Consider the following 26,076-nt stretch of genomic DNA (forward strand, 5'->3'; position numbering starts at 1 on the left):
GTCACGTCAAGAGTGCACGGCGAACACAAGAAGCTGCCCCTGGCACCCAACAGGGCACCAGGGGCGGCGGGTTGAGGTGGAGTCAGGACTCTGGCGGGCGCGTCACCGGGACGGACCCTCGCGTCACAGACTTCCGGCCATGCCGCTCGCCATGCCATTGGCGTGGGCGTGGGCGAGGCCCTTGGCCATCTCCTCCTCGATCTCCTCGGTCATGTCCTCGGTCAGATTGCACTCCGTACCGGGGATGCCGAGGTCCTGTGCCCGCTTGTCCGCCATCGCGAGCAGGCGGCGGATGCGGCCCGCGACCGCGTCCTTGGTGAGCGGCGGTTCGGCCAGCGCGCCCAGTTCCTCCAGGGAGGCCTGCTTGTGCTCCATGCGCAGCCGGCCCGCGGCGGCGAGGTGCTCAGGCACCTCCTCGCCGAGGATCTCCAGTGCCCGCTGGACGCGGGCGCCGGCGGCGACGGCGGCGCGGGCGCTGCGGCGCAGGTTGGCGTCGTCGAAGTTGGCGAGCCGGTTGGCGGTGGCGCGGACCTCGCGGCGCATCCGCCGCTCCTCCCAGGCCAGCACCGACTCGTGCGCGCCGAGCCGGGTCAGCAGGGCGCCGATCGCGTCGCCGTCCCGTACCACCACCCGGTCCACGCCGCGCACCTCGCGCGCCTTGGCGCCGATGGAGAGCCTGCGGGCCGCGCCGACCAGGGCGAGGGCCGCCTCCGGGCCGGGGCAGGTGACCTCCAGGGAGGAGGACCTGCCGGGCTCGGTGAGCGAGCCGTGCGCGAGGAAGGCCCCGCGCCAGGCCGCCTCGGCGTCACAGGTGGCCCCCGAGACCACCTGTGGGGGCAGACCCCGGATGGGGCGTCCGCGCCCGTCCACGAGCCCCGTCTGGCGTGCGAGCTGATCGCCGCCCGCCACCACGCGTACGAGGTAGCGCGATCCCCTGCGCAGCCCGCTGGGCGCCATCACGACGAGCTCCGAGCTGTGCCCGAAAATTTCCAGAATGTCCTTCTTGAGCCTGCGTGCCGCATAGCTCGTGTCCAGCTCCGCCTCGATCACGATGCGGCCGCTGACCAGGTGCAGCCCGCCCGCGAACCGAAGGATCGCCGAGACCTCTGCCTTTCTGCAGCAGGTCCGGGTGACGGGAAGCCGGGAGATCTCGTCCTTCACCGCTGCCGTCATCGCCATGGGCCGATCCTTCCATGCATCCGAAAAATACGGTCGTACGCGGCTGCCAGGAGCTCCGGGTCGTGCTTGGGGGCTCCGTCGGGCCGGGCCACCGGCGCCAGCTCGACCGTCGCGCCGAACCGTTTTGCGGCATCGGCGAGTGAGGGAAGGTCGGGCACGGCGGCCTGATCGGCCAGCACCACGTCGAGGGCGAGTTTAGGGGCGTGTCGGGCCAAAACCTCCAAATGACGCTGCGGGGAAAAGCCCTCGGTTTCGCCCGGCTGGGGCGCGAGATTGAGGGACAGAATGCGCCTCGCCTTGGTCTCCACCAGGGCATCAAGCAGTTCTGGCACCAGCAGGTGGGGGATCACCGAGGAGAACCAGGATCCGGGTCCGAGAACCACCCAGTCGGCGTCAAGAACCGCCGCCACCGCCTCCGGAACGGCGGGCGGATCGTGCGGTACGAGGTGCACCGACTGGACGTCACCGGGCGTCAGCGCGACCGTCGCCTGCCCCCGCACGGTGTCCACCTCGTCCGGGCGTGCGGGGTCGTGGCCCCGTACGAGTGCCTGGAGCTCCAGCGGGACCGCCGACATGGGCAGCACCCTGCCGTGCGCCCCGAGGAGCCTGCCGACCAGATCCAGGGCCTGGACGTGGTCGCCGAGCTGTTCCCAGAGGGCGACGATCAGCAGATTGCCGACGGCGTGCTCGTGCAGGTCGCCCTTGGACTGGAAACGGTGCTGGATGACCCGGGCCCAGGTCTGGCCCCAGTCGTCGTCGCCGCACAGCGCCGCGAGGGCCTTGCGTAGGTCGCCGGGGGGCAGCACGCCCAGCTCGTCGCGGAGCCGGCCGCTGGAGCCGCCGTCGTCGGCCACGGTGACGACGGCGGTCAGATCGCCCGTGATGCGCCGCAGCGCGGCGAGCGAGGCGGACAGGCCCATGCCGCCGCCGAGGGCGACGACCTTGGGCGTGGCACCGCGCCTGCCGCGTGCGGCACGGGTGGACGGCTCGCCGCCGAGCGCGGAGGTGACTCTGCGCAGGCGGTGCAGCCGGACGGTGCGGTTGGTCACTCGCGCCCCATGTCCCGGTGGACGACGACGGTCTCGACGCCCTCGGTGGACAGCCGGGCGGCCAGCTTCTCGGACATGGCCACGGAGCGGTGCTTGCCACCGGTGCAGCCGACCGCGATGGTCACGTACCGCTTGCCCTCGCGGCGGTAGCCGGAGGCGATGAGCTGGAGGAGCTCGGTGTAGCGGTCGAGGAACTCCTTGGCGCCCGGCTGGTTGAAGACGTACCCCGACACCTCCTCGTGGAGGCCGGTGAAGGGGCGCAGTTCCGGAACCCAGTGCGGGTTGGGCAGGAAGCGGCAGTCGACGACGAGGTCGGCGTCGACGGGCAGGCCGTACTTGTAGCCGAAGGACATGACCGTGGCGCGCAGCTCCGGCTCCTCGTCGCCGGCGAACTGGGCGTCCATCTTGGCGCGCAGTTCGTGGACGTTCAGGCTGGAGGTGTCGATCACCAGGTCGGCGTCGCCGCGCAGCTCGCGCAGCAGGTCGCGTTCGGCCTCGATGCCGTCGGTGATGCGGCCGTCGCCCTGCAGCGGGTGCGGGCGGCGGACCGACTCGAAGCGGCGGACCAGGGCGTCGTCGGAGGACTCCAGGAACACGATGCGCCGGGTGACGCCCTTGGCGTCGAGGTCGGCGAGGGACTCGCGGAGGTTGTCGAAGAAGCGGCGGCCGCGGACGTCGACGACGACGGCGATGCGCGCCACGTTGCCCTGGGAGCGGGCGCCGAGCTCCACCATGGTGGGGATCAGCGCGGGCGGCAGGTTGTCGACGACGAACCAGCCGAGGTCCTCCAGGCACTTCGCGGCGGTGCTGCGGCCCGCCCCGGACATGCCGGAGATGATGACCAGCTCGGGGATGGGCGCCTCGGCCGGCTCCGCGGTCTCCCGCGTCGTGCCCGTACTCACTTGTGCTCCGTCTCCGTCGTGGGTGGCGTCCGGTCCCGTCGTGGGTTCCGGGTCAGTGCCTGGGGTGTTGTGGTTCTCGGTCATGCGTGGTGCCCCCGTTCTGCGACGGGGCGGCCGCGGGCGCGGTCTCCTCGTCGTCCTCGATGATCTCTCCTGTCGCCATGTTCACGGCGGGTGCGGCCGGGGCCGCTGCGGCGAGGGTCGCGGCCACGGTCTCGGCCGTCTTGCGGCCGATGCCCGGAACCTCGCAGATCTGGTCAATTGTGGCGGACCGCAGCTTTTTCACCGAACCGAAGTGTTTGAGGAGTGCCTGCTTGCGGGTCTCGCCGAGGCCGGGCACCTCGTCGAGGGGCCCGGCCCGGAAGCGCTTGGCCCGTTTGTTGCGCTGGTAGGTGATGGCGAAGCGGTGGGCCTCGTCGCGGACCCGCTGGAGGAGGTAGAGCCCCTCGCTGCTGCGCGGCAGGACCACCGGATCGTCCTCGTCGGGCAGCCAGACCTCTTCGAGCCGCTTGGCGAGTCCACAGACCGCGACGTCGTCGATGCCGAGCTCGTCCAGAGCCCGCTTGGCCGCCGCGACCTGCGGCTGTCCACCGTCGACGACGACGAGCTGCGGGGGGTAGGCGAAGCGCTTGGGCCTGCCGTCGTCGTCCGCGTCCTGCTCGGGGACCTCGCCTCCGGCCACCCAGTCCCCCGTCTTCTCCTTGGCCTGGAGGTAGCGCCGGAAGCGCCGGGCGATCACCTCGTGCATCGAGCGGACGTCGTCCTGTCCCTCGGCGTGCCAGACCTGCGTGTCTCCGACCCGGCCCTTGATCTCGAAGCGCCGGTACTCGCTCTTGCGGGGCAGCCCGTCCTCGAAGACCACCATGGACGCCACGACGTCGTCGCCCTGGAGGTGCGAGATGTCGAAGCACTCGATGCGCAGCGGCGCGCCGTCCAGCCCGAGGGCCTCGGCGATCTCCTCCAGGGCGCGGGAGCGGGTGGTGAGGTCGGAGGCGCGCTTCGTCTTGTGCAGGACCAGGGCCTGCATGGCGTTGCGCTGGACCGTGGCCATCAGGTCCTTCTTGTCGCCGCGCTGCGGGATGCGCAGCGACACGTTCGAGCCGCGCCGGCCGGTGAGCCACTGGTTGACGGCGGGGGTGTCCTCGGGCAGGGCGGGGACCAGCACCTCCTTGGGCACGGTGTCGCCCTGCTCGTCGCCGTACAGCTGCTGGAGTGCGTGCTCGACGAGACCGGCCGTGTCGACGTTCTCGACCTTGTCGGTGACCCAGCCGCGCTGGCCGCGCACGCGCCCGCCGCGGACGTGGAAGATCTGCACGGCGGCTTCGAGCTCGTCCTCGGCGACGGCGATCAGGTCGGCGTCGGTGGCGTCGTTGAAGACGACCGCGTTCTTCTCCAGGGCCCGCTTGAGCGCCCCTATGTCGTCGCGGAGACGGGCCGCCCTCTCGTAGTCCATGTCCTCGGCGGCGATCATCATCTGCTGCTCGATGCGCTTGAGGTACGTGCCGGTGCGGCCGGCCATGAAGTCGCAGAAGTCCTCGGCCAGTTCGCGGTGCTCCTCGGCGGTGACCCGGCCGACGCAGGGGGCGGCGCACTTGCCGATGTAGCCCAGCAGGCAGGGGCGGCCGATCTGGGCGGAGCGCTTGAACACCCCGGCGGAGCAGGTGCGCACGGGAAAGACGCGGAGCATCAGGTCGACGGTCTCGCGGATCGCCCAGGCGTGTCCGTACGGGCCGAAGTAGCGCACGCCCTTCTTCTTGGGGCCGCGCATGACCTGGACGCGGGGGTACTCCTCGTTCAGCGTCACCGCGAGGGACGGGTAGCTCTTGTCGTCGCGGTACTTGACGTTGAAGCGCGGGTCGAACTCCTTGATCCAGGAGTACTCCAGCTGGAGCGCCTCGACCTCTGTGGACACCACCGTCCACTCGACGGAGGCGGCGGTGGTGACCATGGTGCGGGTGCGCGGGTGGAGGTTGGCGAGATCCTGGAAGTACGAGGAAAGCCGCGGGCGCAGGCTCTTGGCCTTCCCGACGTAGATCACCCGGCGGTGCTCGTCGCGGAACTTGTAGACCCCCGGGGATTCGGGGATCTGGCCCGGCCGCGGCCGGTAGCTGGAGGGATCTGCCATGTCGGACAGCCTACTTGCGGCCACTGACAGCCGGGGTGCCCCGGGCGGGGACGCCCCGGCTGTTGGCCGTGGGGTTACCCGGCGGCCTCCCGTCGGCCGCGCAGGCGGGCCACGGCGAGGCCCGCGGCGGCCAGCAGCGCGAGCGCTCCGCCCGCCGCCAGGGTGGCCGTCGGGGTGCTGTCGCTCACAGCGGCGGTCTCGTGCGCGGGGCGCGCCGCGGAACCGGCGGCACCCGCCCCGGCGTATCCGCCCGCCTTGCCCTGTTTCGCGTAAGCGGTGCCGGGGAGCTTGTCGGCGTACGCGCGGTGCACGCGGGCGCGGTACGCGGCGAGGGTCGCGCCACGGGTGCCCACGGCGCGTACCGCGTCCGCGTCCAGGGGCAGCACGCGCGAGGCGTCGTGCACGTACCAGGCGTCGATCTGGGGTTCGCGGAAGACGGTGCCACCGGGAAGCCTGCGGGCGCCCTCGGCCGCGTACCGGGTCTCGTCGTCGCCGGTGGCGATGTTGACGACCTTCCAGGTGCCCTCGTGGGGCGCCATCCACAGGGAGGCCTTCCGGCCGTCCGAGGAGACGGCCGCGCCCGCGAAGAACTCCAGCCTCGCGACCTCGGCCCCCTGGGTGCCCGCGACGAACTCCGGGGACAGCGTGTGGACCGGCACGGTCGTGGGCTGCACGCGCGGGGCGGCGGCGTCGCGGGTGACGGCGCCGTCCCTGGCGAAGAAGCGGGACAGGGTGTCGAGGGTGGCGGGGGCGACGGCCGCCCGGTGGGCCTGCGCGGCCGCGTCCTTGAGGGAGCGGGCGGACGGGTTCTCGTCGGCACCGGCCTGGCCGGCGAGACCGAGCACGAGGGTGGTGGTGACGACGGCGACGGCGGCGGCGGCTCCCGGGCGGGGGTGCGCCGTGCGGGGGGTGGTTGCGTGGGGGGTCATCGTCGTCACGCCCCGATCTTGTAGAGCGAGTGGGTCCAGGAGAACGAGTTGTTGTTCACGTACCAGGCGTGCGAGGCCCAGTTGTAGCGGTCGCTGGTCTGCCACGGGTCGCCCCAGTAGACCCAGCTGTTCGCGGTGTCGTACCCGTAGATGACGTGCATGTGGCCGCCGCCGCTCTGCCACTGGATGCGGGTCTCGATCGGGCGGTTCGCGGTGATCTCGGTCTGCACGGTCGGGTAGCGCAGGTAGCCGGTGACGTACGACCCGGGGTTCACGCCCGCCCAGGAGAGGCCTCGCTGGACGTTGCCGAGGGTGGCCTGGTTGTTGGGGCAGGCGGTGTTCTGGCTGCGGCCGAAGGCGGCGTTGCAGAACTGGTTCTGGCTGTACTTCTTGCCGAACCAGGCGGCGATGGTGTTGCCGCCCGCGGCCCAGCACCAGTTGGTCTTCTCCTGGGCCTGCATGGTGATGTCGAGGCGCTTGGCGGCGAGCAGCGGGGACGACTGCCCGGTCTCGGCCCGGCCTGCCGGGTCGTCCTGTCGGGGTGCGGCGGCCGCTGTCGCCGTGGGGACGGCGAGCAGGGTCGCGGCGGCGAGGGCGGCCAGGGTGAGCCGTCTCCTGTGTGGGTTGCGCATCGCGTTCCTCCCGAGGCGGGGGGTGAGTGGAGGAGCGCGTCCGGACGCTGCTGAGGAGCATCGACGCTTGTCGGGTGCAGGTCAACACGCTTCAATGCGGATGACGCGGTGCTGTGAACGGGGTGGCGGGTGTGTGAACGCGCCCCTGCCCCGCGAGCAGCCCGCTTCGCCGACAGCGGCACGCCGGTCCGGCGCCCCGCCGTGAACGTTCACCGCCACGAGAATTCACCGCCACCCCAGGAGCCGTGATGCGGCAGCACCCGACACCGGGCGAGGAGACCCTCCCGCCGGCGGAAGCAGACCTCGCCCAGTTGCTGCGCACCGCACCGTTCCATCTGGCGCTGCGCGCGGCGCTCGCCCTGCGCGGGCTGCCCCTGCAACGGGTCCAGCACCACCTCGCGGGCCGTGGCGTCAAGGTCGGTGTGACCAGCCTGAGTTACTGGCAGCAGGGAGCGCGCCGCCCGCAGCGCCCCGAGTCCCTGCGCGCCGTACGGGAGCTGGAGGGGGTCCTGGGGCTGCCCGCGGAGTCGCTGATCCGGCTCCTGCCGGCCGAGGGCTCGGGAGGCGACACCGAGCGGCCCGCGACGCGTTCGTACCGGTCGCTGGTGGAGGTTTCCGGTTCGGTGGAACGACTGCTCGCCGAGCTGGAGTCGCCGCAGGACGGCGGGCTGCACACGGTCGGCCATCACGAGCGGGTACGCATCGGGGCCGGCCGGGAGCTGGTGGGACGCGACTCCGAGCACGTCGTACGGGCGCACCGCGACGGCGTCGACCGCTACCTGGCCATCCATCACGGCGACCCGGGCTGCGATCCGTCACGGGTGGCGGTACGGGCCTGGGATAACTGCCGTACGGGGCGGGTTCGTTGGCACCGGGAGACCGGGGTGGTGGTCGCCGAGCTGCTCTTCGACGCGAGACTGCGCGCCGGGGACACGTACCTCTTCGGATACGGCTTCGAGGACGGTACCGGCGGGGCGAGCAGTGAGTACGTGCGCGGCTTCAGCTTCGCGGGAGGCCAGTACGTGCTTCAGGTGCGCTTCGACGAGGCGGCCCTGCCGGTACGGTGCCGCCGCTTCGCGCGGGCGACGGCCGTGTCCCCGAGGGTGGCCCGGCAGGACCTCACTCTGAGCGGGCGGCACGGCACGGTGCACTTCGTGGAGCAGGGGGTGCGGCCGGGCATCCTCGGGGTGGACTGGGACTGGGAGTGACCGCCACGGACGTGCTTGTCCGTCGGTTACGCGTCCGGTCCGGCGATCAGTTTGCCGTTCTCCACCTTGACCGGGACGGCGGGGAGCGGTGCGGTGGCCGGACCGTTGAGGGCCTGGCCCGTGGTGGTGTCGAACCGGCTGCCGTGGCAGGGGCAGTTGCCCTCGTTCGCCTCGACCTTGTCGAGCACACAGCCGGCGTGCGTGCACTGGGCGCTGAACGCCTTGTACTGGCCCTCCGCGGGGCAGCTGACGACGACTCGCTGCTCACGGTAGAGCCTGGACCCGCCGACGGGCACGGCGGACGCGTCGCCGAGGGCGACCGGGGCGGTCGGCGTCGGTGTCTGGGCGTGTCCGAGCTTGGACTCGGTGGAGCAGGCGGCCACGCCCAGTCCGGCCGCGCCGGCGAGCGCGGCGCCCTTGAGAACGGTGCGGCGGGGGGTGGGCTGGCCGGACATGGTGTCTCCCGTGGTACGAGGGGGTGGTGGCGCGGGTGGGTCGACGCGACCGTGGTCGACGATACCGGGGACGAGGAGAAGGGCCACGAAGCGGCCCCGAAGCGGCGGGCCGGACCGCGGCACAGAGCCCCACACCCCGCACGACTCCCCCGCACGGACGCGCCCTTCAGGGGCGCAGCCTCCGGGGCGCACCGTTCAGGGGCGCGAGGAACTGCGCAACCACCCCCCCCAACCCGCACACCCTCCGCGCCCTTCAGAGGCGCGGGGAACTGCGCGGCCAGCCACACACAACCTGCACACCCACCCATCCCAGCCGGGGCTGCCACCCGGGGTCTGGGGCAGCGCCCCGGTTTCGGGAAGGGGCGGGGCGGGGTGAAGCCCCGCGCAGCGGCCCACTGCGGACCGGAGCGGGACCTCGATGCGGAACAGGGGCGGGCCAGGGGACGGCTCCACAAGGAACCGCCCCCTGGCCCGCCCCCACGGAACGTGCTGTCCCCCGTCAAAAGCCGAGGAGAGGGCGTCAGGTCAGCGGCCGGCCTTCTTGGCAGGGGCCTTCTTGGCCACCTTCTTCACCGGCACCACCGCCTTCACCGGCCCCGCCGACTTCCCCGTGGCGGACCCGGCAGCCGCCGTCTTCTTCGCCGGCACCGTCTTCTTCACCGCCGCCTTCCGTGCCGGAGCCTTCTTCCTCCCGGCGGTCGCGTTCCCCGACGGACTCGCGTCACTGATCCGGCTGGGGTCCAGGATGTCCCGCAGGAACTTCCCGGTGTGGCTCGCCGCCACCCCCGCGACCTGCTCCGGAGTGCCCTCGGCCACGACCAGTCCACCGCCCTTGCCGCCCTCCGGGCCCATGTCGACGACCCAGTCGGCGGTCTTGATGACGTCGAGGTTGTGCTCGATGACGATCACCGAGTTCCCCTTGTCGACAAGCCCCTCAAGGATCTTGATGAGCTTGCTGATGTCCTCGAAGTGCAGGCCGGTGGTCGGCTCGTCGAGAATGTAGACGCTCCGTCCGGACGACCGCTTCTGGAGCTCGGCCGCCAGCTTCACACGCTGCGCCTCGCCGCCGGACAGGGTCGTCGCGGCCTGTCCGAGCCGCACGTACCCCAGCCCGACTTCGTCGAGCGTCTTGAGGTACCGGGCGATCGAGGTGACCGGCTCGAAGAAGGCCAGTGCCTCCTCGATCGGCATGTTGAGCACCTCCGCGATGTTCTTGCCCTTGTAGTGCACTTCGAGCGTCTCGCGGTTGTAGCGCGCGCCGTGGCACACCTCGCACGGGACGTAGACGTCCGGCAGGAAGTTCATCTCGATCTTGATGGTGCCGTCGCCGGAGCAGTTCTCGCAGCGGCCGCCCTTGACGTTGAAGGAGAACCGGCCCTGCTGGTAGCCCCGTACCTTGGCCTCCGTCGTCTCCGCGAAGAGCTTGCGGATCTTGTCGAAGACTCCGGTGTACGTCGCCGGGTTGGACCGCGGGGTGCGGCCGATCGGCGACTGGTCGACGTGCACGACCTTGTCGAGGAGGTCGTCGCCCTGGACCCGGGTGTGCCGGCCGGGCACGCTCCGGGCACCGTTCAGCTCGCGGGCCAGGTGCGTGTACAGGATGTCGTTGACCAGCGTCGACTTGCCCGAACCGGACACACCGGTGACGGCGGTCAGCACGCCCAGCGGGAAGGACACGTCGATGTCCCGCAGGTTGTTCTCGCGCGCTCCGTGCACCACGAGCTGCCGCGACGGGTCGACGGGACGGCGTACGTCGGGGGTCGGGATGGCCCGCTTCCCCGAGAGGTACTGCCCGGTGATCGACTGCTTGTTGGCGAGCAGCCCCTTCAGGGAGCCGCTGTGCACGACGTTGCCGCCGTGCTCGCCCGCGCCGGGGCCGATGTCGACGATCCAGTCGGCGACCTTCATGGTGTCCTCGTCGTGCTCGACGACGATCAGGGTGTTGCCCATGTCGCGCAGTCGCACCAGCGTCTCGATGAGGCGGTGGTTGTCGCGCTGGTGCAGGCCGATGGACGGCTCGTCCAGGACGTACAGCACGCCGACCAGGCCGGAGCCGATCTGGGTCGCGAGCCGGATGCGCTGTGCCTCGCCGCCGGACAGGGAGCCCGCCGGGCGGTTCAGCGACAGGTAGTCGAGGCCGACGTCGACGAGGAAGCGCAGCCGCTCGTTGACCTCCTTCAGCACCCGCTCGGCGATCTTCTTGTCGCGGTCGTTCAGGGTGAGCTGCGCGAGGAAGTCGGCGCACTCGCTGATCGACATCGAGGAGACCTCGGCGATGGACTTCTCCATCACCGTCACCGCCAGGATCAGCGGCTTGAGGCGGGTGCCCGCGCAGGTGGGGCAGGGCACCTCGCGCATGTAGCCCTCGAAGCGTTCGCGGCTGGAGTCGCTGTCGGATTCCGCGTGCCGGCGCTTCACGAACGGCACCGCGCCCTCGAAGGAGGTGGTGTAGGCGCGCTCGCGGCCGTACCGGTTGCGGTAGCGGACCTCGATCTGCGTCTTGTGGCCGTACAGCAGGGCCTTCCTGGCGCGCTGCGGCAGCCCCGCCCACGCCATCTGCGTGCTGAAGCCCAGCTCGCTCGCCAGGGCGTTGACCAGGCGGGCGAAGTAGTCCTTGGTGTGTCCGTGCGACCAGGGGTGGATGGCGCCCTCGTCGAGCGACTTGTCCGGGTCGGGGACGATCAGGTCGGCGTCGACCTCCATGCGCGTACCGATGCCGGAGCAGTCGGGGCAGGCGCCGAAGGGCGAGTTGAAGGAGAACGAACGCGGTTCCAGCTCCTCGAACGACAGGTCGTCGTAGGTGCAGTAGAGGTGCTCGGAGTACATCCGCTCGCGGTCCGGATCGTCCGCGTCGAGGTCGACGAAGTCGAGGATGACCATGCCGCCGGAGAGACCGAGGGCGGTCTCCACGGAGTCGGTGAGCCGCCGCTTGGCGCTCTCCTTCACGGTGAGGCGGTCGATGACCACCTCGATGGTGTGCTTCTCCTGCTTCTTGAGCGTGGGCGGCTCGGTCAGCTGGATGGTCTGGCCGTCGACCCGGGCCCGGCTGTACCCCTTGGTCTGGAGCTCCGCGAACAGGTCGACGAACTCGCCCTTGCGCTCGCGCACGAGCGGCGAGAGGACCTGGAACCTGCTGCCCTCGGGCAGCTCAAGGACCTTGTCCACGATGGCCTGCGGGGACTGCCGGGAGATGGGCCGTCCGCACTCGGGGCAGTGCGGCTTGCCGATGCGGGCGAAGAGCAGACGGAGGTAGTCGTACACCTCGGTGATGGTGCCGACCGTCGAGCGCGGGTTGCGCGAGGTCGACTTCTGGTCGATGGAGACGGCCGGCGAGAGGCCTTCGATGAAGTCCACGTCCGGCTTGTCCATCTGGCCGAGGAACTGCCGTGCGTACGAGGAGAGCGACTCGACGTACCGGCGCTGCCCCTCGGCGAAGATCGTGTCGAACGCGAGGGAGGATTTGCCCGATCCGGAGAGACCCGTGAAGACGATCAGGGAGTCCCGGGGGAGGTCGAGCGAGACGTTCTTGAGGTTGTGCTCGCGAGCGCCACGAACGATGAGACGGTCGGCCACGCCGGTCCGCACCTTTCTTGAGAGGAGCAGGGGTGCTGGGGATCCCCCGTCGGGGTCCCGGGACGGTCCTGCTCGGTCCGGGACTGATGCCGGCTCCGGGTTTTCAGGGCTTCCGGGGATTCCAGGCTAGAGGGGTCTGCTGAGCGTTGTCCTTGAGTTCAGCTCTGTGCTTCAGCTCTGTACTCAAGGATGCCTGAGGCCCAGATGTTCCCCTTGAGCGTATAGCACGTACATTCGATTCCCGGACCGTGCCCGCCGACTTCATCCGAACGAGTGGCCCGGCGGATCGGGGTCGGCATATCGTCTGCCCCATGAATGATCATGTGCACGATCTGGCGCTGCTGAACGACGCCACGGACCGCCTGCTCGCCCGCGCGTCCGGGCTGGACAACGCCGCCGTCGCCGAACCGTCACGGCTGCCCGGCTGGACGCGCGGCCACGTACTGGCGCACCTGGCCCGCAATGCGGACGCCCTGCTGAACGTCCTCGCCGGACGCCCCATGTACGCCGGCGCCGAGGCCCGGAACGCGGACATCGCCCGCGACGCCCCGCGCCCGCTGGACGCACAGCTCCAGGACGTACGGGCGACGGCCGACGCCTTCGCGGCGGCGGCCGACGCGAGCGCCGACTGGAGCCGCACCGTCGAGCTGCGCAACGGCGTCACGGACTCGGCGTCCCGGGTGCCGTTCCGGCGCCTGGTGGAGGTCGAGCTGCACCACGTGGACCTCGGCATCGGCTACGAGCTGGAGGACCTCCCCGAGGAGTTCACCGGGCGCGAGATCGCCTTCCTCGCCGACCGCTTCACGGGCAGCGCGACCGTGCCGCCCACGACGCTGACCGCCGCCGACGGACAGCGGTGGACCACCGGTGGAGCGGACGGCGAGCCGGTGACCGTGACGGGCGGCGCCGCCGACCTCCTGGGGTGGCTGGCCGGCCGCCGCGACGGGTCCGCGCTGACCGCCTCCGGCGGCCCGCTGCCCGTACTGCCGCCGCTGTAGGCGCGGTACTAGGCTGCCCGGTATGACGTACAGCGGAGTGGTGAAGGTCGGCGGTCCCGCGGATGTGCACGAACTCAGGGACCTGATGATCTCGAAGGTCGCCGTCGGGTCGATGAACAACAACGCGTACTTGCTGCGCTGCCGGGAGAGCGGTGAGCAGCTGCTGATCGACGCGGCCGCCGAGCCGCACACCCTGCTGACGCTGATCGGCGACGACTCCGTCGCGTCGGTGGTCACCACCCACCGGCACGACGACCACTGGCAGGCCCTCGGTGAGGTCGTGGCGGCCACCGGTGCGCGCACATTCGCGGGACGGCACGACGCGGAGGGCATCCCCGTCCCGACGGACGTGCCGCTCGACGACGGCGACACCGTGCGGGTGGGCCGCGTGGAGCTGACCGCGCGGCACGTGGCGGGACACACACCGGGCAGCATCGTCCTCGTCTACGACGACCCGCACGGCCACCCGCACGCCTTCACCGGCGACTGCCTCTTCCCGGGCGGCGTGGGCAACACCTGGGGCGACGCACAGGCGTTCACGTCGCTGCTGGACGGCGTACGGCGGCAGCTCTTCGACCGGCTGCCGGACGAGACCTGGGTGTACCCGGGGCACGGCGGTGACACCACTCTCGGCGACGAGCGCCCGCACCTCGCCGAATGGCGCGAGCGCGGCTGGTGACCGCTCCCCGCCACGGCTCCTTCGCGCGGTCGTGACCGCGGGGCCCTCCCCGGAGGCCGGGTTCTGCCGGAACACCGGCCGGCGGGGAGGGTCCGGCCTTGCGGGCGCCCCGCGCCGGCGACGCACGCCCGCGGTCCCGGCCGTGCACGGCTGCCCGGGACGCCGTACTGCCGGACACGGGAGAGCCGGAAACGGGAGAGGTGGACGGCGCGCAGCCGTCCACCTCTCCCGTTGTCGTGCGGCCGTCGGTCAGGAGTCGACGGAGGTCTTGTCCGAGGTGCCGGCCGCGGCCGCTTCGCGCTTCTTGTTGGCGATCAGGCTGGTGATCGTCGTGATGAGGAGCACACCGCCGATGACCGACAGCGAGAAGGCGATCGAGATCTCGGGCACGTGCACCCCGTTCTCGTGCAGAGCGTGCAGCACCAGCTTGACGCCGATGAAGCCGAGGATGACGGACAGCCCGTAGCTCAGGTGGACCAGCTTCTTCAGCAGTCCGCCGATCAGGAAGTACAGCTGGCGCAGACCCATCAGCGCGAAGGCGTTCGCGGTGAAGACGATGTACGGGTCCTGGGTGAGACCGAAGATCGCGGGGATCGAGTCCAGCGCGAACAGCACGTCGGTGGTGCCGATGGCCAGCATGACGACCATCAGCGGCGTCATGACGCGCTTGCCGTGCTTCTGGACGAAGAGCTTGGTACCGCTGTACTTGTCGTCGACGCCGAAGCGCTTCTCGGCGGCCTTCAGGAGGCGGTTCTCCTCCCACTCCTCGTCGTCCTGGTCGGCACGCGCCTCCTTGATCAGCTTCCACGCGGTGTAGATCAGGAACGCGCCGAAGATGTAGAAGACCCACGAGAAGTTGGCGATGACCGCGGCACCGGCGGCGATGAAGATCGCGCGCAGCACCAGGGCGATCAGCACGCCGATGAGCAGCACCCGCTGCTGGAGGTGCGTCGGCACGGAGAACTTCGCCATGATCAGGACGAAGACGAAGAGGTTGTCGACGCTGAGGGACTTCTCGGTGACGAAGCCGGCGAAGAACTCTGCGGATGCCTGACTCGTGCCGAAGACCAGCAGGCCGAGGCCGAAGAGGATGGCCAGGGCGATCCAGACGACCGTCCAGGTTCCGGCTTCCTTGATCGAAACGTCGTGGGGCTTGCGCCCGATGAAGAAGTCCACACCGATCAGGGCCGCGAGGCCCAGAACGGTGAAGACCCACGTGCTCGTTGAAACGTCCACTGCGCCTCCGGCAGATAGCTACGGCAACTCACTCAGCGTCGTCGCTGCCGGAGGTCTCCTCCACCCGGGGCCGCCCACTGGCGCACGCCGGGCCGATGCCCCGGGACCGAGGGCGGTCCGTATTGACGGGTACATCGCAGGTCGGGAGTACTCCCCTCCGCTCCGTCGAGAGTACCGGTATTACCAAGAAAAGGTAAAGCGATCAGTGGATCCGTGTTGAATGCGCAGGTCAGATCGCTTTGCCGGGGCTTGAAGGTCAGCGTCCCAGGGCGCGCCGCGCCGCCGCGACCTGACTCAGCACGTTCCACAGCACCTGGCTGCCGGGCGGCGCGAGCAGCGGTTCGTACGTCCAGGCGTGGCCCACCCACGGATCGGCCAGGTGCTCGTCGGGCACCGGGGTGAGTCGCAGCAGCGAACGCCACAGCGGGTCGAGCACCGGCCCGTACCCGCTCGCGTCCTCGCGGTCGGCCACCATCATGAGGTGCACGCCGACGGACGGACCCTCGTCCGCGAGATAGCGGAGCTGCGTGACGGCACGGTCGTCGAAGCCGTGCGGGAAGTCGTTGACGATCAGCAGCTGCTCGGCGGTGTCCACGTGCGGCGGCAGCGCGTCGGCGGCGCCGGCCCTGATCGCCATCTGGACCAGGTCCACCCGCTCGGTCAGCCCGGCCAGGACGGTCGCCACTCCCTGGGCGCCGGCCGCGGGCGGCGAGGCCAGCACTCCGGACTTCACCAGCGGGGCGAGCGCGGCGGAGGCGGAACCCGCCGGATCGATGACGTGCACGGTGAACTCCCCGGCCGGGTAGGCGCCGAGCAGCCGCGCCGCGTGGGCGACGGCCGTGTCCATGGACTGGCGGCGCAACTGGTCGGTGTCCATCGTCATCGCGGCCTCGGAACCGGTCCGTCCGCTGTCGATCCACAGACCCCGCTCCAGCGGGAGCCGGACAAGGAGCGGGATGTGCAGGTCGGGCCGCTCGGGCAGGTGCAGGTCGCCGATGCGCAGCGCCATCGGCATCTCCATGGGGACGCGGTAGGCGTGCCAGGCCGGGTTGTCCCAGCGGGCGAACGACGGCGGCAGCGCGGGCTCGACGACGTCCGACTCGGCGATCAGCTGGGCCAGGTCGCGGTCCAGGACCGCGCGGGCCTGCTCGACGAGCCGGTCGCGTTTGGTGCGGGCGCTCTCACGGGCGAGGTCACCGGTGCCGCCGATGCGGCTGCGGGGGTCGGAGAGGACCTTGTCGAGCTCCTGCTCCATCCGGGACTCGGCGAAGTCGACGGCACTGCGGTAGGCGGCGGCGCTGCGGGCCAGGTCCTCGAACATGCCCCAGACCTGGTTGTAGAGGCGTTCGTCCATGGACCAGCCGGCCGCGTCACCGGCGACGGGGCGCGGAGGCTGACCGGCCGGCCCCGGCGGGGACTGGGACGGCGGCGCGGGCCGGGACTGGGCCGGCGGTGCGGGCGGGGGTGGCGGGGGTGCGGCGGCCTTTTTGCGGCGGGGGTGGCTGTAGTCGACGGGGCCGCTGCTCGGCGGTGGCTGTGCGGGTGTGACGGCGGGAGGCACGGTTCCGGCGGCGGGCTGCCGGTCGGAGGCGCCTGCGGAGGCGGCGGACGGGGCGGCGGGGGCCGCGGACCCGGGGGGCGCCCCGGTGGTGCCGGCGGTGGGGTTCACGGTGGTGCCACCGTCGGAATGCCCTGCCGGGCCGCCGGTGAGGTCCGCGGCCGGGTGGCGTACCGCGTCCTGGCGGGCCGGGTGGGTCCGGTGGCGGACCCCGTCGCCCTCCGCAGCAGTACGGGGCGGGGGTGCGACCACCGAACGTGCCAGCCCCCTGCCGACGGCGTCCTGGATGACCGCGGTCAGCTCATGGGCCTGCGCGAGGCCCTGGTCGGCGAGCAGCTCGGCGAGGCCGCCCGCGTACCCCTGGCCGACGGCCCGGACCTTCCAGGCGTCGCCCCTGCGGTAGAGCTCCAGGGCGACGACGGCGGACTCGGCGTCCAGTCCGGTGAGCGTGAAGGTGGCGATCTCGGCGCCGTCCAGCGCGGTCACGGCCGCGAAGGGGGCGGCGACCGCGCCGAAGCGGGTGGGGAAACCGGTCGCGACGGGCAGGGCGAGCAGTACGTGCACCCGGTGCGTGGCTTCGGGCAGCGCCCCCAGGTCGACGGCGAGCCGGTGGTCGGCCGCGGCCTGCCGGGACACTTCCAGACCGGGCAGGTGGGGCGTGCCCGGATGGGCCACCCATTCGACGCCCCGTACGGTGCCGTGCTCGTCGCCGAGCGTGGCTCCGGCGACGACCGGCTGACCGGCCGAGATCCGGATCTCCAGACGGGCCTGGGGCAAGGGGTGGTTCTGCCCCCGGACCAGTTCGGCGGTCATCGCCTGTCTCCCCCACGTCGGTCGTGCGCCTGTCACGCCTGCCGGTACTGCGTGCGTGCTGAGTCCACGCGTGCGTCTGCCGCGTTGCGAGACGTGGCAGCTCCCGGGGGGCTGCCGCCTCCGGGAGCTGCGGTGCTGCTGCGGTCCTTCGGGGTCTACAGCTGCGGCAGGATCGACGGCATCAGGTCCTGGAAGGTGCGCCCGTTGGCCGGGTTCCCGAGGGCCGTCATCTGCCAGCCCGCACCCGCGCGGTGCACCTTCGCCATGATCTGGGCGGTGTACTGGCCGCCGCCGTCGAGGGTGTAGCGGGCCAGTTCCTGGCCGTTGGTCTCGTCCACGATGCGGCAGAACGCGTTCTGCACTTCCTGGAAGGTCTGGCCGGTGAAGGAGTTCACCGTGAAGACGATCTGGTCGATGTGCACCGGTACGCGCTGGAGGTCCACCAGGATCGACTCGTCGTCGCCGCCCTGCCCGGCGCCGCCGACCAGGTTGTCACCGGTGTGCTTGACCGAACCGTCGTCGCTGACGAGGTGACGGAAGAAGACGACGTCCACCGGCTGCTTGTCGGCGAACAGCACCGCCGACGCGTCGAGGTCGACCTCGCGGGTGCGCGAGCCGAACAGACCACGGCGGGGGGCTGCCTGCCAGCCGAGCCCCATCCGCACTGCGGTCAGGGTTCCCCCGTCGCTCTTTTGCAGGTTGATGGCCTGACCCTTGGTCATGTTGACCGTCACGCGCTACCCCTCTCCACAGACCCCACCACCGCCCGTGTGTGCGGTTGTCAGCACCCTATGCAGTGACCGGCGAGGGGTCGCAGCCCCGGTGCGTTTTGTGTCGTTCCTGCAACACTCGGCGGCTCAGCCGCCTCGTGACGCACCGGAGTTCGCCGTCCGTCCCCCGCCTCAGGCCTGTCCCGCCTCCCTCATCATCCGCAGCTCCTTCTTGAGTTCGCCGACCTCGTCGCGCAGCCGGGCCGCCACTTCGAACTGCAGCTCCGCGGCCGCCGCGCGCATCCGCGCGGTCATCTCCTCGATCTGCTGGGCCAGCTCGGCCGCCGGGCGGTCGGTGAGGACCTCGGCACCCTTGCCCCTGGCCGCCTTCGCCGCCTTGCCGCCGAGCGCGGGGACCGGGGCCTTGGCGTCCTTGCCCGCCTTCGGCTTGCGGTATTCGGTGCCGAGCAGTGCCTCGGTGTCGACCTCTTCGCGGGCGATCGTCGCGACGATGTCGTTGATCTTCTTGCGGAGCGGCTGCGGGTCGATGCCCCGCTCCTTGTTGTAGGCCACCTGCTTCTCGCGGCGACGGTTGGTCTCCTCGATGGCCTTCTCCATCGCCGGGGTGATCCGGTCCGCGTACATGTGGACCTCACCGGAGACGTTGCGCGCCGCGCGGCCGATGGTCTGGATCAGGGAGGTCCCGGAGCGCAGGAAGCCTTCCTTGTCCGCGTCGAGGATCGCCACCAGCGACACCTCGGGCAGGTCGAGGCCCTCGCGGAGCAGGTTGATGCCGACCAGTACGTCGTACTCACCGGCCCGCAGCTCGCGCAGCAGCTCGATGCGGCGCAGCGTGTCCACGTCGCTGTGCAGGTAGCGGACCTGGATGCCCAGTTCCAGGAAGTAGTCGGTGAGGTCCTCGGCCATCTTCTTGGTGAGGGTGGTGACCAGGACGCGCTCGTCCTTCTCGGTGCGCTTGCGGATCTCGTGCACCAGGTCGTCGATCTGGCCCTCGGTCGACTTGACGACGACCTGCGGGTCGACGAGTCCGGTCGGGCGGATGATCTGCTCGACGAAGCCGTCGCCGCGGGAGAGTTCGTACGTGCCGGGGGTGGCGGACAGGTAGACGGTCTGGCCGATCCGCTTCTGGAACTCCTCCCACTTCAGCGGCCGGTTGTCCATCGCGGAGGGCAGCCGGAAGCCGTGGTCGACCAGAGTGCGCTTGCGGGAGGCGTCGCCCTCGTACATCGCGCCGATCTGCGGGACGGTGACGTGCGACTCGTCGAGGACCAGCAGGAAGTCCTCCGGGAAGTAGTCCAGGAGGGTGTGCGGGGCGGTGCCGGGCCCGCGGCCGTCGAAGTGCATCGAGTAGTTCTCGACGCCGGAGCAGCTGCCGATCTCGCGGAGCATCTCCAGGTCGTAGGAGGTGCGCATGCGCAGCCGCTGGGCCTCCAGCATCTTGCCCTGCTTCTCCAGCTCGGCAAGGCGCTCGCCCAGCTCCTTCTCGATGCCGTTGATCGCCTTCTCCATGCGCTCCGGTCCTGCCACGTAGTGGCTGGCGGGGAAGACGTACAGGCTCTGGTCCTCGCTGATGACCTCGCCGGTGAGCGGATGCAGCGTGGACAGTGCCTCGATCTCGTCACCGAACATCTCGATGCGGACGGCCAGTTCCTCGTACACCGGGAAGATCTCGATGGTGTCGCCGCGCACCCGGAAGGAGCCGCGGGTGAACGCGACGTCGTTGCGGTTGTACTGGATGTCGACGAAGCGACGCAGCAGCGCGTCGCGGTCGATCTCCTGGCCGACCTTGAGGGAGACCATGCGGTCCACGTACTCCTGCGGCGTGCCCAGGCCGTAGATGCAGGAGACGGAGGCGACCACGACGACGTCGCGGCGGGTGAGCAGCGAGTTCGTCGCGGAGTGGCGCAGCCGCTCGACCTCCTCGTTGATCGAGGAGTCCTTCTCGATGTAGGTGTCCGACTGCGGGACGTACGCCTCGGGCTGGTAGTAGTCGTAGTACGAGACGAAGTACTCGACGGCGTTGTTCGGCAGCAGCTCGCGGAACTCGTTGGCCAGCTGGGCGGCGAGGGTCTTGTTGGGCGCCATGACGAGCGTCGGGCGCTGGAGCTTCTCGATCATCCAGGCAGTCGTCGCCGACTTGCCGGTGCCGGTCGCACCCAGCAGGACGACATCCTTCTCACCTGCGCGAATGCGCTTCTCCAGCTCGGCGATGGCCGCCGGCTGGTCACCGCTGGGCTGGTAGGGACTGACGACCTCGAAGGGCGCCACCGTACGTTCGATCTTGGAAACGGGCCGCATGCATCCACCGTACGACCCACCACTGACACTCACGTCTCGGTCGCACCCTCCCCCCTTCCGGCGCGGCCTTGCGTCCGCACGGGCGGCTCCCTGTACCGGTTTCGTCACGGTGCGTGTTCCGACCTCGTGGTGCGTCGTTCACCGCATGGCCATTCGTCGCCTTTTCCGCGTTGGCGCGTCCCTGTCACGCTCTGGCCGTCCGTGACTTCCCGCTGCAAGGAGAACCCAGTGCACGTACGTACCGTCGCTGCCGCCCTGACCGCTCTCGTCGGCGGCGCTTCCGCACTCGCCCTGCCCGGCACCGCGCAGGCCGCCGACCGCGCACCCGCCCGTACCGCCTCGGCCTCGGCCGTCGGCGGGCCCGTCATGATCGCGCACCGGGGCGCTTCCGGCCAGGCACCGGAGAACACGCTGGCCGCAGTCGACGCGGCGAAGCGGATGGGTGTCGTCTGGGTGGAGAACGACGTCCAGCGCACCAAGGACGGCGAGCTGGTCGTCGTCCACGACGACAACCTGGCGCGCACCACCAACGTCGAGCAGGTCTTCCCCGGACGTGCGCCGTGGAAGATCAAGGACTTCACCGCCGCCGAGATCCGCAGGCTCGACGCCGGCAGCTGGTTCGGTCCCGCCCACCGGGGTGCCCGCGTGCCGACCCTGAAGCAGTACGTGGACAGGGTCGAGAAGCACCGGCAGAAGCTGTTGCTGGAGATCAAGAACCCGGCTCTGTACCCGGGCATCGAGAAGGACATCGTGGCGGTGCTCCGCAAGGAGGGCTGGCTGGACCGCGCGCACGTGCACAGCAGGCTGGTCGTGCAGAGCTTCAGCGCCCCGAGCCTGCGTGCGGTGCACACCCTGCGGCCCGACGTGACCACCGGGTTCCTCGGCACGCCGGCCGTCGCCGACCTGCCCAAGTACGCCGCGTACACCGACCAGATCAATCCGCAGCACGGGACGATCAGTGCGGCCTACGTGGCGGCTGTGCACCGCCTCAAGGGCGCCCACGGCAAGCGGCTGCGGGTCAACACCTGGACCGTGGACGACGCGGTGAACGCGAAGAAGGTCCGGGGCTACGGCGTGGACGGGATCATCACCAACCGGCCGGACGTCGTGCGGGCCGCGCTGCGAGGCTGAGCAGGGCCTTTCCACCGCTCGCGGCCCGCTGTCAGTGCCCGGCCGTACGGTGGTGGGCGTGAACAGCACCGCACCACACAGAGGTTGTGTCGAGTGGGCCGTCGTCGGCAGCGACATCGGTCCGCTCCTGCTGGCCGCGACCGGAGCAGGCCTGGTGCACGTGGCCTTTCACGCGGACGAGAAGGTCCGCACACGGGCCCTGGCACAGTTGGCGTCCCGGCTGGGCGCACAGCTCGTCGCGGTGCCTGCGGATCCGCTCCCCGCGTCGAGCCGGCTGGCCGAACCCGTCCGGCAGTTCGCCGGCTACTTCGCGGGCACCCTGCGGCAGTTCTCCCTCCCGCTGGACTGGTCACTGACCTCGGGCTTCCACCGGCAGGTCCTGCGCGAGCTGAACGACTCCGTGCCGTACGGAAGCGTCGTCGGATACGGCGACCTGGCCGCCCGGGTCGGGCAGCCGGGCGGCGCCCAGGCGGTCGGGGCCGCCATGGGGTCCAACCCGCTCCCCGTGGTGGTGCCGTGTCACCGGGTGGTGGAGAGCGGCGGAGGGCTCGGCGGATTCGGCGGCGGGCCGGAGACCAAACGGACACTGCTGGCGCTGGAGGGGGTGCTGCCGCAGCCTCTGTTCTGACCGGGCAGGCCCCGGATCGCTTTTTCACATGCCCCGTGGGGGTATCGGATGGCACACTGCCGCTGTGACCACCACATGTGACCAGTACATGCCCTGTGCCACCCGATCCGCTCCTCCTGCTGCTCGTCGCCGCACTCCGGCCGACGGCGGAAGGGCGTGTACGAAGTGAGCGCCATCGACAGGAACGACCAGCCGGACGGCAGCGCACCCACTCCCGCACCCCCGCTCCCGCCGACGCCCGGGTCCACCCCGGCGGTGTCCGGGGCGGAGGTGCCCGCGCTGCAGCGCCGCACCACGGTCGTGCTCGTCGTGAGCCAGATCCTGGGCGGGCTCGGCGTACCGATCGGCATCACCCTCGCACCCGTGCTGGCCACCGAGATCAGCGGCACCGAGGCGGTCTCCGGACTGGCCCCGACCGCGTCCGTCGTCGGCACGGCGCTGCTGTCGGTGCCGCTCGCCTCGCTGATGACCTCGCGCGGCCGACGGCCCGGTCTGGTGCTGGCGTACCTGATCGGGGCCCTCGGTGCGGCGCTCGTGGTGGTGGCCGCGCTGGCGGACAACTTCCCGCTGCTGCTGGTCGGCATGGCCGGGTTCGGCGCTGCCTCGTCCGCCAATCTGCAGGCCCGGTTCGCCGCTGCCGACCTGGCGGCCCCCGACCGGCGGGCCCGGTCGATCTCCACGGTGGTCTGGGCGACCACCGTCGGCGCTGTTCTCGGGCCGAACCTCGCGGCCCCGGCGGGACGTGTCTTCGCCGGCACCTCCATACCCCTGACGGCCGCCCCGTTTCTCTGGGCGGCCGTCATCTTCCTCGTCACGGGTGTGATCGTCGCCGTACTGCTGCGCCCGGACCCGCTGCTCACCGCACGGGCCCTGGCCCCGCGGGAGGAGCAGTCGGCCGCGAGCCGGTCCCTGCGGGCGGGCATCGCCGCGGTGCGGGCATCACCGCGCGCCAGGCTCGCACTGGTGACGGTCGCGGTCTCGCACACCGCGATGGTGTCGATCATGACGATGACGCCCGTCCACCTCGGCCACCACGGCGCGGGGCTGGAACTGGTCGGGCTCGTCATCAGCGGCCACATCGCCGGGATGTACGCGTTCTCGCCGATCATGGGCTGGCTGTCGGACCGGCTCGGCCGCCTGTCGGTCATCGGACTGGCCGCCGGCCTGCTGTCGCTCGCCGCGTTCCTCGCCGGCACCTCGGGCGGCAGCCACGGGCAGACCGCCGCAGGCCTGTTCGTCCTGGGCCTCGGCTGGTCCGCCGGGCTGGTCTCCGGCTCCGCACTGCTCACGGACTCCGTGCCGCAGCCCGCCCGTGCCGCGGTGCAGGGCCTGTCCGACCTCACGATGAACTCGGCGGCGGCCGTCGGTGGGGCGGCCGCCGGACTGATCGTCGCGCAGGCGGGCTACGGCTGGCTCAACGCCGCCGGGGCGCTCTTGCTGCTGCCGATGGCCGCTCTGGCGCTCTTCACCGCGCGGACGAGTCCGAAGGAAGCCGCTCCTGCCGTCAGAGGCTGATGTGGTACGCCTTGCGCAGCGTCTCGTGCACCGTCCAGGTCGTGCGGTCGCCCTCGCGCAGCACGCAGGCGTCGCCGGGGCCGATCCGCAGGGTTACGCCGCCTTCCACCTCGACGGTGGCACGGCCGCTGACGACCACGAACAGCTCGTTGGCCTCGGTGTCGGTGACGACACCGGGCGTGATCTGCCAGATCCCGCGCAGCTGCTTTCCGTCCGGCGACTCCCAGAGCACCTTGCCGGTGACCACGGGGTCCCCGGAGACGATCTGTTCCGGGTCCAGCGGCTCGACCTCCAGCTCGGCGTCCGGAACGTGCACGGAGAAGGAGGCCGGGGCAGCAGGGACTTGATCAATTGTCGTCATGGCCGGTCACCTTAGCGGTGCCTCCCCGGACAGCCGCGGTCAGCCTTCGGGCACTCCGTTCGAAAACGTCGTCCGCGACAGCGCGTGCCCCGGCGAACAAGGGGCACAGGAAGGGCACAACGTCGACCGAGAACCGTCGACCGAGAGCTACAGCCAGGGAGCTGCTGTCATGGAGATTTCGGGCATTATCAGCGCGATCGTCATCGGCATCGTCATCGGTGTGCTCGGCAGGCTGGTGATACCGGGCCGTCAGAAGATCGGCGTCCTGTGGACCATCGCGGTGGGTATCCTCGCGGCGTTCGCGGGCAGCGCGCTCGCGAACGCGCTCGGCGTGAAGGACACCAACGGCATCGACTGGATCGAATGGCTGATCCAGATCGCTCTCGCCGCGATCGGTGTCCTCGCCCTGGTCAAGCTCAAGACGGGCAACCGGAGCAGCACCCGCCGGTAGAACAGCCGCTTCCGGCACACCGGACTTGCGTCCCCTTCGGCCTCCGTGCGCGCCGCTGCGCCCGGAGGCCGACCGGTGTCGCCGTACGGATTCGGCCGCCATGTGCCGACCGGGCCCGGCGGCCCTGCGCCGGGCCCGGCGGTCTCGGTCGACGCGGAGCAGGCCGACGACCGGGACCGGGCGGGCGTTCACTTCCCGTCGTCGGGAAGCCCGGTCCAGGCCGGATGCCGGGCGTCGTCGGCCCGTACGACCACGTCGGCGGCGTCCGAGGGCCCCACCTCGCTCTCGTACCGGGCGAACGCGGGCAGCGTCCACCGTTCGCCCTCGGCGGTACGGCGGGCCAGAGCCCCCGCCGACAGCCTCACGTGCACCGACAGGTCGAACGGGAACCAGCGCCCGAGCAGCAGCGGTCCGTGCACCAGCAGCACACCGCCGGGCGGGAGCTGTACGTATCGACTGCGCGTCGCCCGGTCGGTCACCGGGTCCCACAGATCGGGCAGCACCCGCCCGGTGCCCCCGGGCTCCAGCGGCCCGAAGACCTCGCGCCACAGCGCCCCGGTGTCGAACCACCCGTCGAAGTACGTGTCCGGGTCCTGCTTGCCGTACTCGAAACGCAGCGAGGCAGACCGCAGGAATCCCTCGGTGTCGGCCACGTGGACGGCCCGGCCACGCTCCCGCAACGCCTCGGCGAGCATCCCGGCCGCCTCCCCGGTACGGGCAGCGGGCGCCCCGTCCACCCCCACCTTCAGCCACGGACTGCCGTCGGCGGGAACAAGGCCGTCGAGATGCCGGGCCAGCCGTCCGGCGAGACGTCCCCAGGTGATCGGTCGAAGCTCCACGTCCCCATCATCGCCGCGCAAAACCACCGCACAAAACCGCGCCGCCCCGTCCCGCGGTTGTCACCGCTCCCCCGGCGGTACATCACCTCTATGACCCTCGTCGTGGTCGAACCGCTGAAACGCCGCCACTGCGCGGAGTGCCACCGGGGCCCGCTCCCCCTCCTCGTCCTCGAATACAACGCCCCGCGCTGCCTGGACTGCGCCGACCTGAGCCACCTCGTCCTGCTCCCGCGCGGCAACACGGCGCTCACCCGCCGCGCCCGCGAGGCCAGTTCGCTGTGGGCGGTGGTCGTGCGCCACCACAGGCGCCGCAAGCGGTACGAACGCCAGGGCCTCCTCGTGGAGGAAGAGGCCCTGGCCCGCGCCGAGTCGGCCTGTCTCGCCGACGCCGACGCCCGAGCCCGCCGCCGCACCCGCGACGCCGCCCGTCGCGCCACCGAGGACACCCGCCTCACCGCGGCCCTCTCCGCCGCCGTCCGCACCCTCTTCCCCGGCTGCCCGCCCGAACGCGCCCACACCATCGCCGCGCACACCGCGCAGCGCGGCAGCGGCCGCGTCGGCCGCAGCGCGGCGGGCCGCGCCCTGGACCGGGACGCCGTCACCGCCGCCGTACGCGCCTCCGTACGGCACGAGGACACCCCGTACGACCGGCTCCTCATGGCGGGCATACCCCGACACGAAGCACGGGCCCGCGTGGCGGACGCGATCGACGCGACGCTGGAGGGGTGGCGAGCGGTCCCGTAGGGGCGGGGGCGACCTGTCGACGGAGCGGGAAGGGGGACCCGA

The 26,076-nt window shown here is 71.2% G+C and carries 22 protein-coding genes; 8 read left to right on the plus strand and 14 right to left on the minus strand.

The window, feature by feature from the left end; translation table 11 throughout:
* Positions 1 to 123: 123 nt before the first annotated feature.
* The 6 genes from whiA to HNQ79_RS00265 form a co-directional block, all read right to left on the minus strand.
* Complete coding sequence (gene whiA, locus HNQ79_RS00240) at positions 124 to 1,179, minus strand: DNA-binding protein WhiA (RefSeq protein WP_185025491.1); 1,056 nt, start codon at positions 1,177 to 1,179, stop codon at positions 124 to 126.
* On the minus strand, positions 1,170 to 2,228 hold the full coding sequence (locus HNQ79_RS00245) for a gluconeogenesis factor YvcK family protein (RefSeq protein ID WP_185025493.1): 1,059 nt from the start codon (positions 2,226 to 2,228) through the stop codon (positions 1,170 to 1,172). Before HNQ79_RS00245 ends, whiA begins: the two co-directional genes overlap by 10 nt.
* Positions 2,225 to 3,214 carry an RNase adapter RapZ gene (gene rapZ / locus HNQ79_RS00250; protein ID WP_221507164.1) on the minus strand — a complete coding sequence of 330 codons (990 nt, stop codon included), beginning with the start codon at positions 3,212 to 3,214 and terminating at the stop codon, positions 2,225 to 2,227. Before rapZ ends, HNQ79_RS00245 begins: the two co-directional genes overlap by 4 nt.
* Positions 3,183 to 5,255, minus strand: coding sequence for an excinuclease ABC subunit UvrC (gene uvrC, locus HNQ79_RS00255; RefSeq protein ID WP_185025497.1), 2,073 nt, complete (start codon positions 5,253 to 5,255; stop codon positions 3,183 to 3,185). The genes rapZ and uvrC overlap by 32 nt, the downstream gene beginning before the upstream one ends.
* Before the next feature lie 74 nt (positions 5,256 to 5,329).
* Positions 5,330 to 6,184 carry a hypothetical protein gene (locus HNQ79_RS00260; RefSeq protein ID WP_229923189.1) on the minus strand — a complete coding sequence of 285 codons (855 nt, stop codon included), beginning with the start codon at positions 6,182 to 6,184 and terminating at the stop codon, positions 5,330 to 5,332.
* A gap of 5 nt (positions 6,185 to 6,189) precedes the next feature.
* Positions 6,190 to 6,816 (minus strand): papain-like cysteine protease family protein, encoded by a 627-nt coding sequence (locus tag HNQ79_RS00265; protein WP_185025498.1) that lies wholly within the window; start codon positions 6,814 to 6,816, stop codon positions 6,190 to 6,192.
* A 248-nt stretch (positions 6,817 to 7,064) separates the two neighbouring features.
* Here HNQ79_RS00265 and HNQ79_RS00270 point away from each other — a divergent pair, with 248 nt between their 5' ends.
* On the plus strand, positions 7,065 to 8,024 hold the full coding sequence (locus tag HNQ79_RS00270; protein ID WP_185025500.1) for a hypothetical protein: 960 nt from the start codon (positions 7,065 to 7,067) through the stop codon (positions 8,022 to 8,024).
* A gap of 26 nt (positions 8,025 to 8,050) precedes the next feature.
* Here the strand turns inward: HNQ79_RS00270 and HNQ79_RS00275 are convergent, their stop codons facing one another.
* A complete protein-coding gene (locus HNQ79_RS00275; protein ID WP_185025502.1) occupies positions 8,051 to 8,479 on the minus strand; it encodes a Rieske (2Fe-2S) protein in 429 nt (142 codons plus the stop codon).
* A gap of 525 nt (positions 8,480 to 9,004) precedes the next feature.
* Positions 9,005 to 12,052, minus strand: coding sequence for an excinuclease ABC subunit UvrA (gene uvrA, locus HNQ79_RS00280; protein ID WP_185025504.1), 3,048 nt, complete (start codon positions 12,050 to 12,052; stop codon positions 9,005 to 9,007).
* Positions 12,053 to 12,363: 311 nt separating this feature from the next.
* Here uvrA and HNQ79_RS00285 point away from each other — a divergent pair, with 311 nt between their 5' ends.
* Together HNQ79_RS00285 and HNQ79_RS00290 are read left to right on the plus strand one after the other, a co-directional pair.
* Complete coding sequence (locus HNQ79_RS00285) at positions 12,364 to 13,050, plus strand: maleylpyruvate isomerase family mycothiol-dependent enzyme (protein ID WP_185025506.1); 687 nt, start codon at positions 12,364 to 12,366, stop codon at positions 13,048 to 13,050.
* 22 nt (positions 13,051 to 13,072) lie between these two features.
* Positions 13,073 to 13,729, plus strand: coding sequence for an MBL fold metallo-hydrolase (locus tag HNQ79_RS00290; RefSeq protein WP_185025508.1), 657 nt, complete (start codon positions 13,073 to 13,075; stop codon positions 13,727 to 13,729).
* 249 nt (positions 13,730 to 13,978) lie between these two features.
* Here the strand turns inward: HNQ79_RS00290 and HNQ79_RS00295 are convergent, their stop codons facing one another.
* The 4 genes from HNQ79_RS00295 to uvrB all read right to left on the minus strand — a co-directional run bounded on the left by HNQ79_RS00295 (position 13,979) and on the right by uvrB (position 20,365).
* A complete protein-coding gene (locus tag HNQ79_RS00295; RefSeq protein ID WP_185025510.1) occupies positions 13,979 to 14,965 on the minus strand; it encodes a TerC family protein in 987 nt (328 codons plus the stop codon).
* Positions 14,966 to 15,221: 256 nt separating this feature from the next.
* Positions 15,222 to 17,336 (minus strand): TerD family protein, encoded by a 2,115-nt coding sequence (locus tag HNQ79_RS00300; RefSeq protein ID WP_185025513.1) that lies wholly within the window; start codon positions 17,334 to 17,336, stop codon positions 15,222 to 15,224.
* Between the two features lie 155 nt (positions 17,337 to 17,491).
* A complete protein-coding gene (locus tag HNQ79_RS00305) occupies positions 17,492 to 18,070 on the minus strand; it encodes a TerD family protein (protein ID WP_185025515.1) in 579 nt (192 codons plus the stop codon).
* Between the two features lie 168 nt (positions 18,071 to 18,238).
* The gene (gene uvrB, locus HNQ79_RS00310; RefSeq protein ID WP_185025517.1) at positions 18,239 to 20,365 is read right to left on the minus strand and encodes an excinuclease ABC subunit UvrB; all 2,127 of its coding nucleotides are present in this window, start codon (positions 20,363 to 20,365) and stop codon (positions 18,239 to 18,241) included.
* 228 nt (positions 20,366 to 20,593) lie between these two features.
* Here uvrB and HNQ79_RS00315 point away from each other — a divergent pair, with 228 nt between their 5' ends.
* The 3 genes from HNQ79_RS00315 (at position 20,594) to HNQ79_RS00325 (ending at position 23,639) form a co-directional block, all read left to right on the plus strand.
* Positions 20,594 to 21,496 (plus strand): glycerophosphodiester phosphodiesterase, encoded by a 903-nt coding sequence (locus HNQ79_RS00315; RefSeq protein ID WP_185025519.1) that lies wholly within the window; start codon positions 20,594 to 20,596, stop codon positions 21,494 to 21,496.
* Between the two features lie 34 nt (positions 21,497 to 21,530).
* Positions 21,531 to 22,124, plus strand: a complete 594-nt coding sequence (locus HNQ79_RS00320) for a methylated-DNA--[protein]-cysteine S-methyltransferase (protein ID WP_185025521.1) — start codon at positions 21,531 to 21,533, stop codon at positions 22,122 to 22,124.
* Positions 22,125 to 22,289: 165 nt separating this feature from the next.
* Complete coding sequence (locus HNQ79_RS00325; RefSeq protein ID WP_373312436.1) at positions 22,290 to 23,639, plus strand: MFS transporter; 1,350 nt, start codon at positions 22,290 to 22,292, stop codon at positions 23,637 to 23,639.
* Here the strand turns inward: HNQ79_RS00325 and HNQ79_RS00330 are convergent.
* Positions 23,629 to 24,000 carry a cupin domain-containing protein gene (locus HNQ79_RS00330; protein WP_185025524.1) on the minus strand — a complete coding sequence of 124 codons (372 nt, stop codon included), beginning with the start codon at positions 23,998 to 24,000 and terminating at the stop codon, positions 23,629 to 23,631. The two genes, HNQ79_RS00325 and HNQ79_RS00330, sit on opposite strands and share 11 nt — an antisense overlap.
* Before the next feature lie 169 nt (positions 24,001 to 24,169).
* On the opposite strand from HNQ79_RS00330, the gene HNQ79_RS00335 reads away from it, so the two are divergent.
* A complete protein-coding gene (locus HNQ79_RS00335) occupies positions 24,170 to 24,451 on the plus strand; it encodes a GlsB/YeaQ/YmgE family stress response membrane protein (RefSeq protein ID WP_185025527.1) in 282 nt (93 codons plus the stop codon).
* 188 nt (positions 24,452 to 24,639) lie between these two features.
* On the opposite strand, the gene HNQ79_RS00340 is transcribed toward HNQ79_RS00335, so the two are convergent.
* The gene (locus tag HNQ79_RS00340; RefSeq protein WP_185025529.1) at positions 24,640 to 25,290 is read right to left on the minus strand and encodes a nucleoside/nucleotide kinase family protein; all 651 of its coding nucleotides are present in this window, start codon (positions 25,288 to 25,290) and stop codon (positions 24,640 to 24,642) included.
* A 90-nt stretch (positions 25,291 to 25,380) separates the two neighbouring features.
* Here HNQ79_RS00340 and HNQ79_RS00345 point away from each other — a divergent pair, with 90 nt between their 5' ends.
* Positions 25,381 to 26,034: a DUF2293 domain-containing protein gene (locus tag HNQ79_RS00345; protein WP_185025531.1), complete on the plus strand. Its 654-nt coding sequence runs from the start codon at positions 25,381 to 25,383 to the stop codon at positions 26,032 to 26,034.
* The last annotated feature ends 42 nt before the right edge of the window (positions 26,035 to 26,076 follow it).

The organism is Streptomyces candidus, assembly GCF_014207445.1.
Lineage (GTDB): Bacteria > Actinomycetota > Actinomycetes > Streptomycetales > Streptomycetaceae > Streptomyces > Streptomyces candidus.

Excerpts from the sequence above, each read along its gene's own strand:
- HNQ79_RS00300 (WP_185025513.1), bottom strand. The coding sequence starts at position 17,336 with ATGACCGCCGAACTGGTCCGGGGGCAGAACCACCCCTTGCCCCAGGCC.
- HNQ79_RS00285 (WP_185025506.1), top strand. The coding sequence starts at position 12,364 with ATGAATGATCATGTGCACGATCTGGCGCTGCTGAACGACGCCACGGAC.
- HNQ79_RS00265 (WP_185025498.1), bottom strand. The coding sequence starts at position 6,816 with ATGCGCAACCCACACAGGAGACGGCTCACCCTGGCCGCCCTCGCCGCC.
- HNQ79_RS00290 (WP_185025508.1), top strand. The coding sequence starts at position 13,073 with ATGACGTACAGCGGAGTGGTGAAGGTCGGCGGTCCCGCGGATGTGCAC.
- HNQ79_RS00270 (WP_185025500.1), top strand. The coding sequence starts at position 7,065 with ATGCGGCAGCACCCGACACCGGGCGAGGAGACCCTCCCGCCGGCGGAA.
- HNQ79_RS00330 (WP_185025524.1), bottom strand. The coding sequence starts at position 24,000 with ATGACGACAATTGATCAAGTCCCTGCTGCCCCGGCCTCCTTCTCCGTG.
- HNQ79_RS00335 (WP_185025527.1), top strand. The coding sequence starts at position 24,170 with ATGGAGATTTCGGGCATTATCAGCGCGATCGTCATCGGCATCGTCATC.
- uvrB (WP_185025517.1), bottom strand. The coding sequence starts at position 20,365 with ATGCGGCCCGTTTCCAAGATCGAACGTACGGTGGCGCCCTTCGAGGTC.
- HNQ79_RS00345 (WP_185025531.1), top strand. The coding sequence starts at position 25,381 with ATGACCCTCGTCGTGGTCGAACCGCTGAAACGCCGCCACTGCGCGGAG.
- HNQ79_RS00275 (WP_185025502.1), bottom strand. The coding sequence starts at position 8,479 with ATGTCCGGCCAGCCCACCCCCCGCCGCACCGTTCTCAAGGGCGCCGCG.
- uvrC (WP_185025497.1), bottom strand. The coding sequence starts at position 5,255 with ATGGCAGATCCCTCCAGCTACCGGCCGCGGCCGGGCCAGATCCCCGAA.
- rapZ (WP_221507164.1), bottom strand. The coding sequence starts at position 3,214 with ATGACCGAGAACCACAACACCCCAGGCACTGACCCGGAACCCACGACG.
- HNQ79_RS00260 (WP_229923189.1), bottom strand. The coding sequence starts at position 6,184 with ATGACCCCCCACGCAACCACCCCCCGCACGGCGCACCCCCGCCCGGGA.
- whiA (WP_185025491.1), bottom strand. The coding sequence starts at position 1,179 with ATGGCGATGACGGCAGCGGTGAAGGACGAGATCTCCCGGCTTCCCGTC.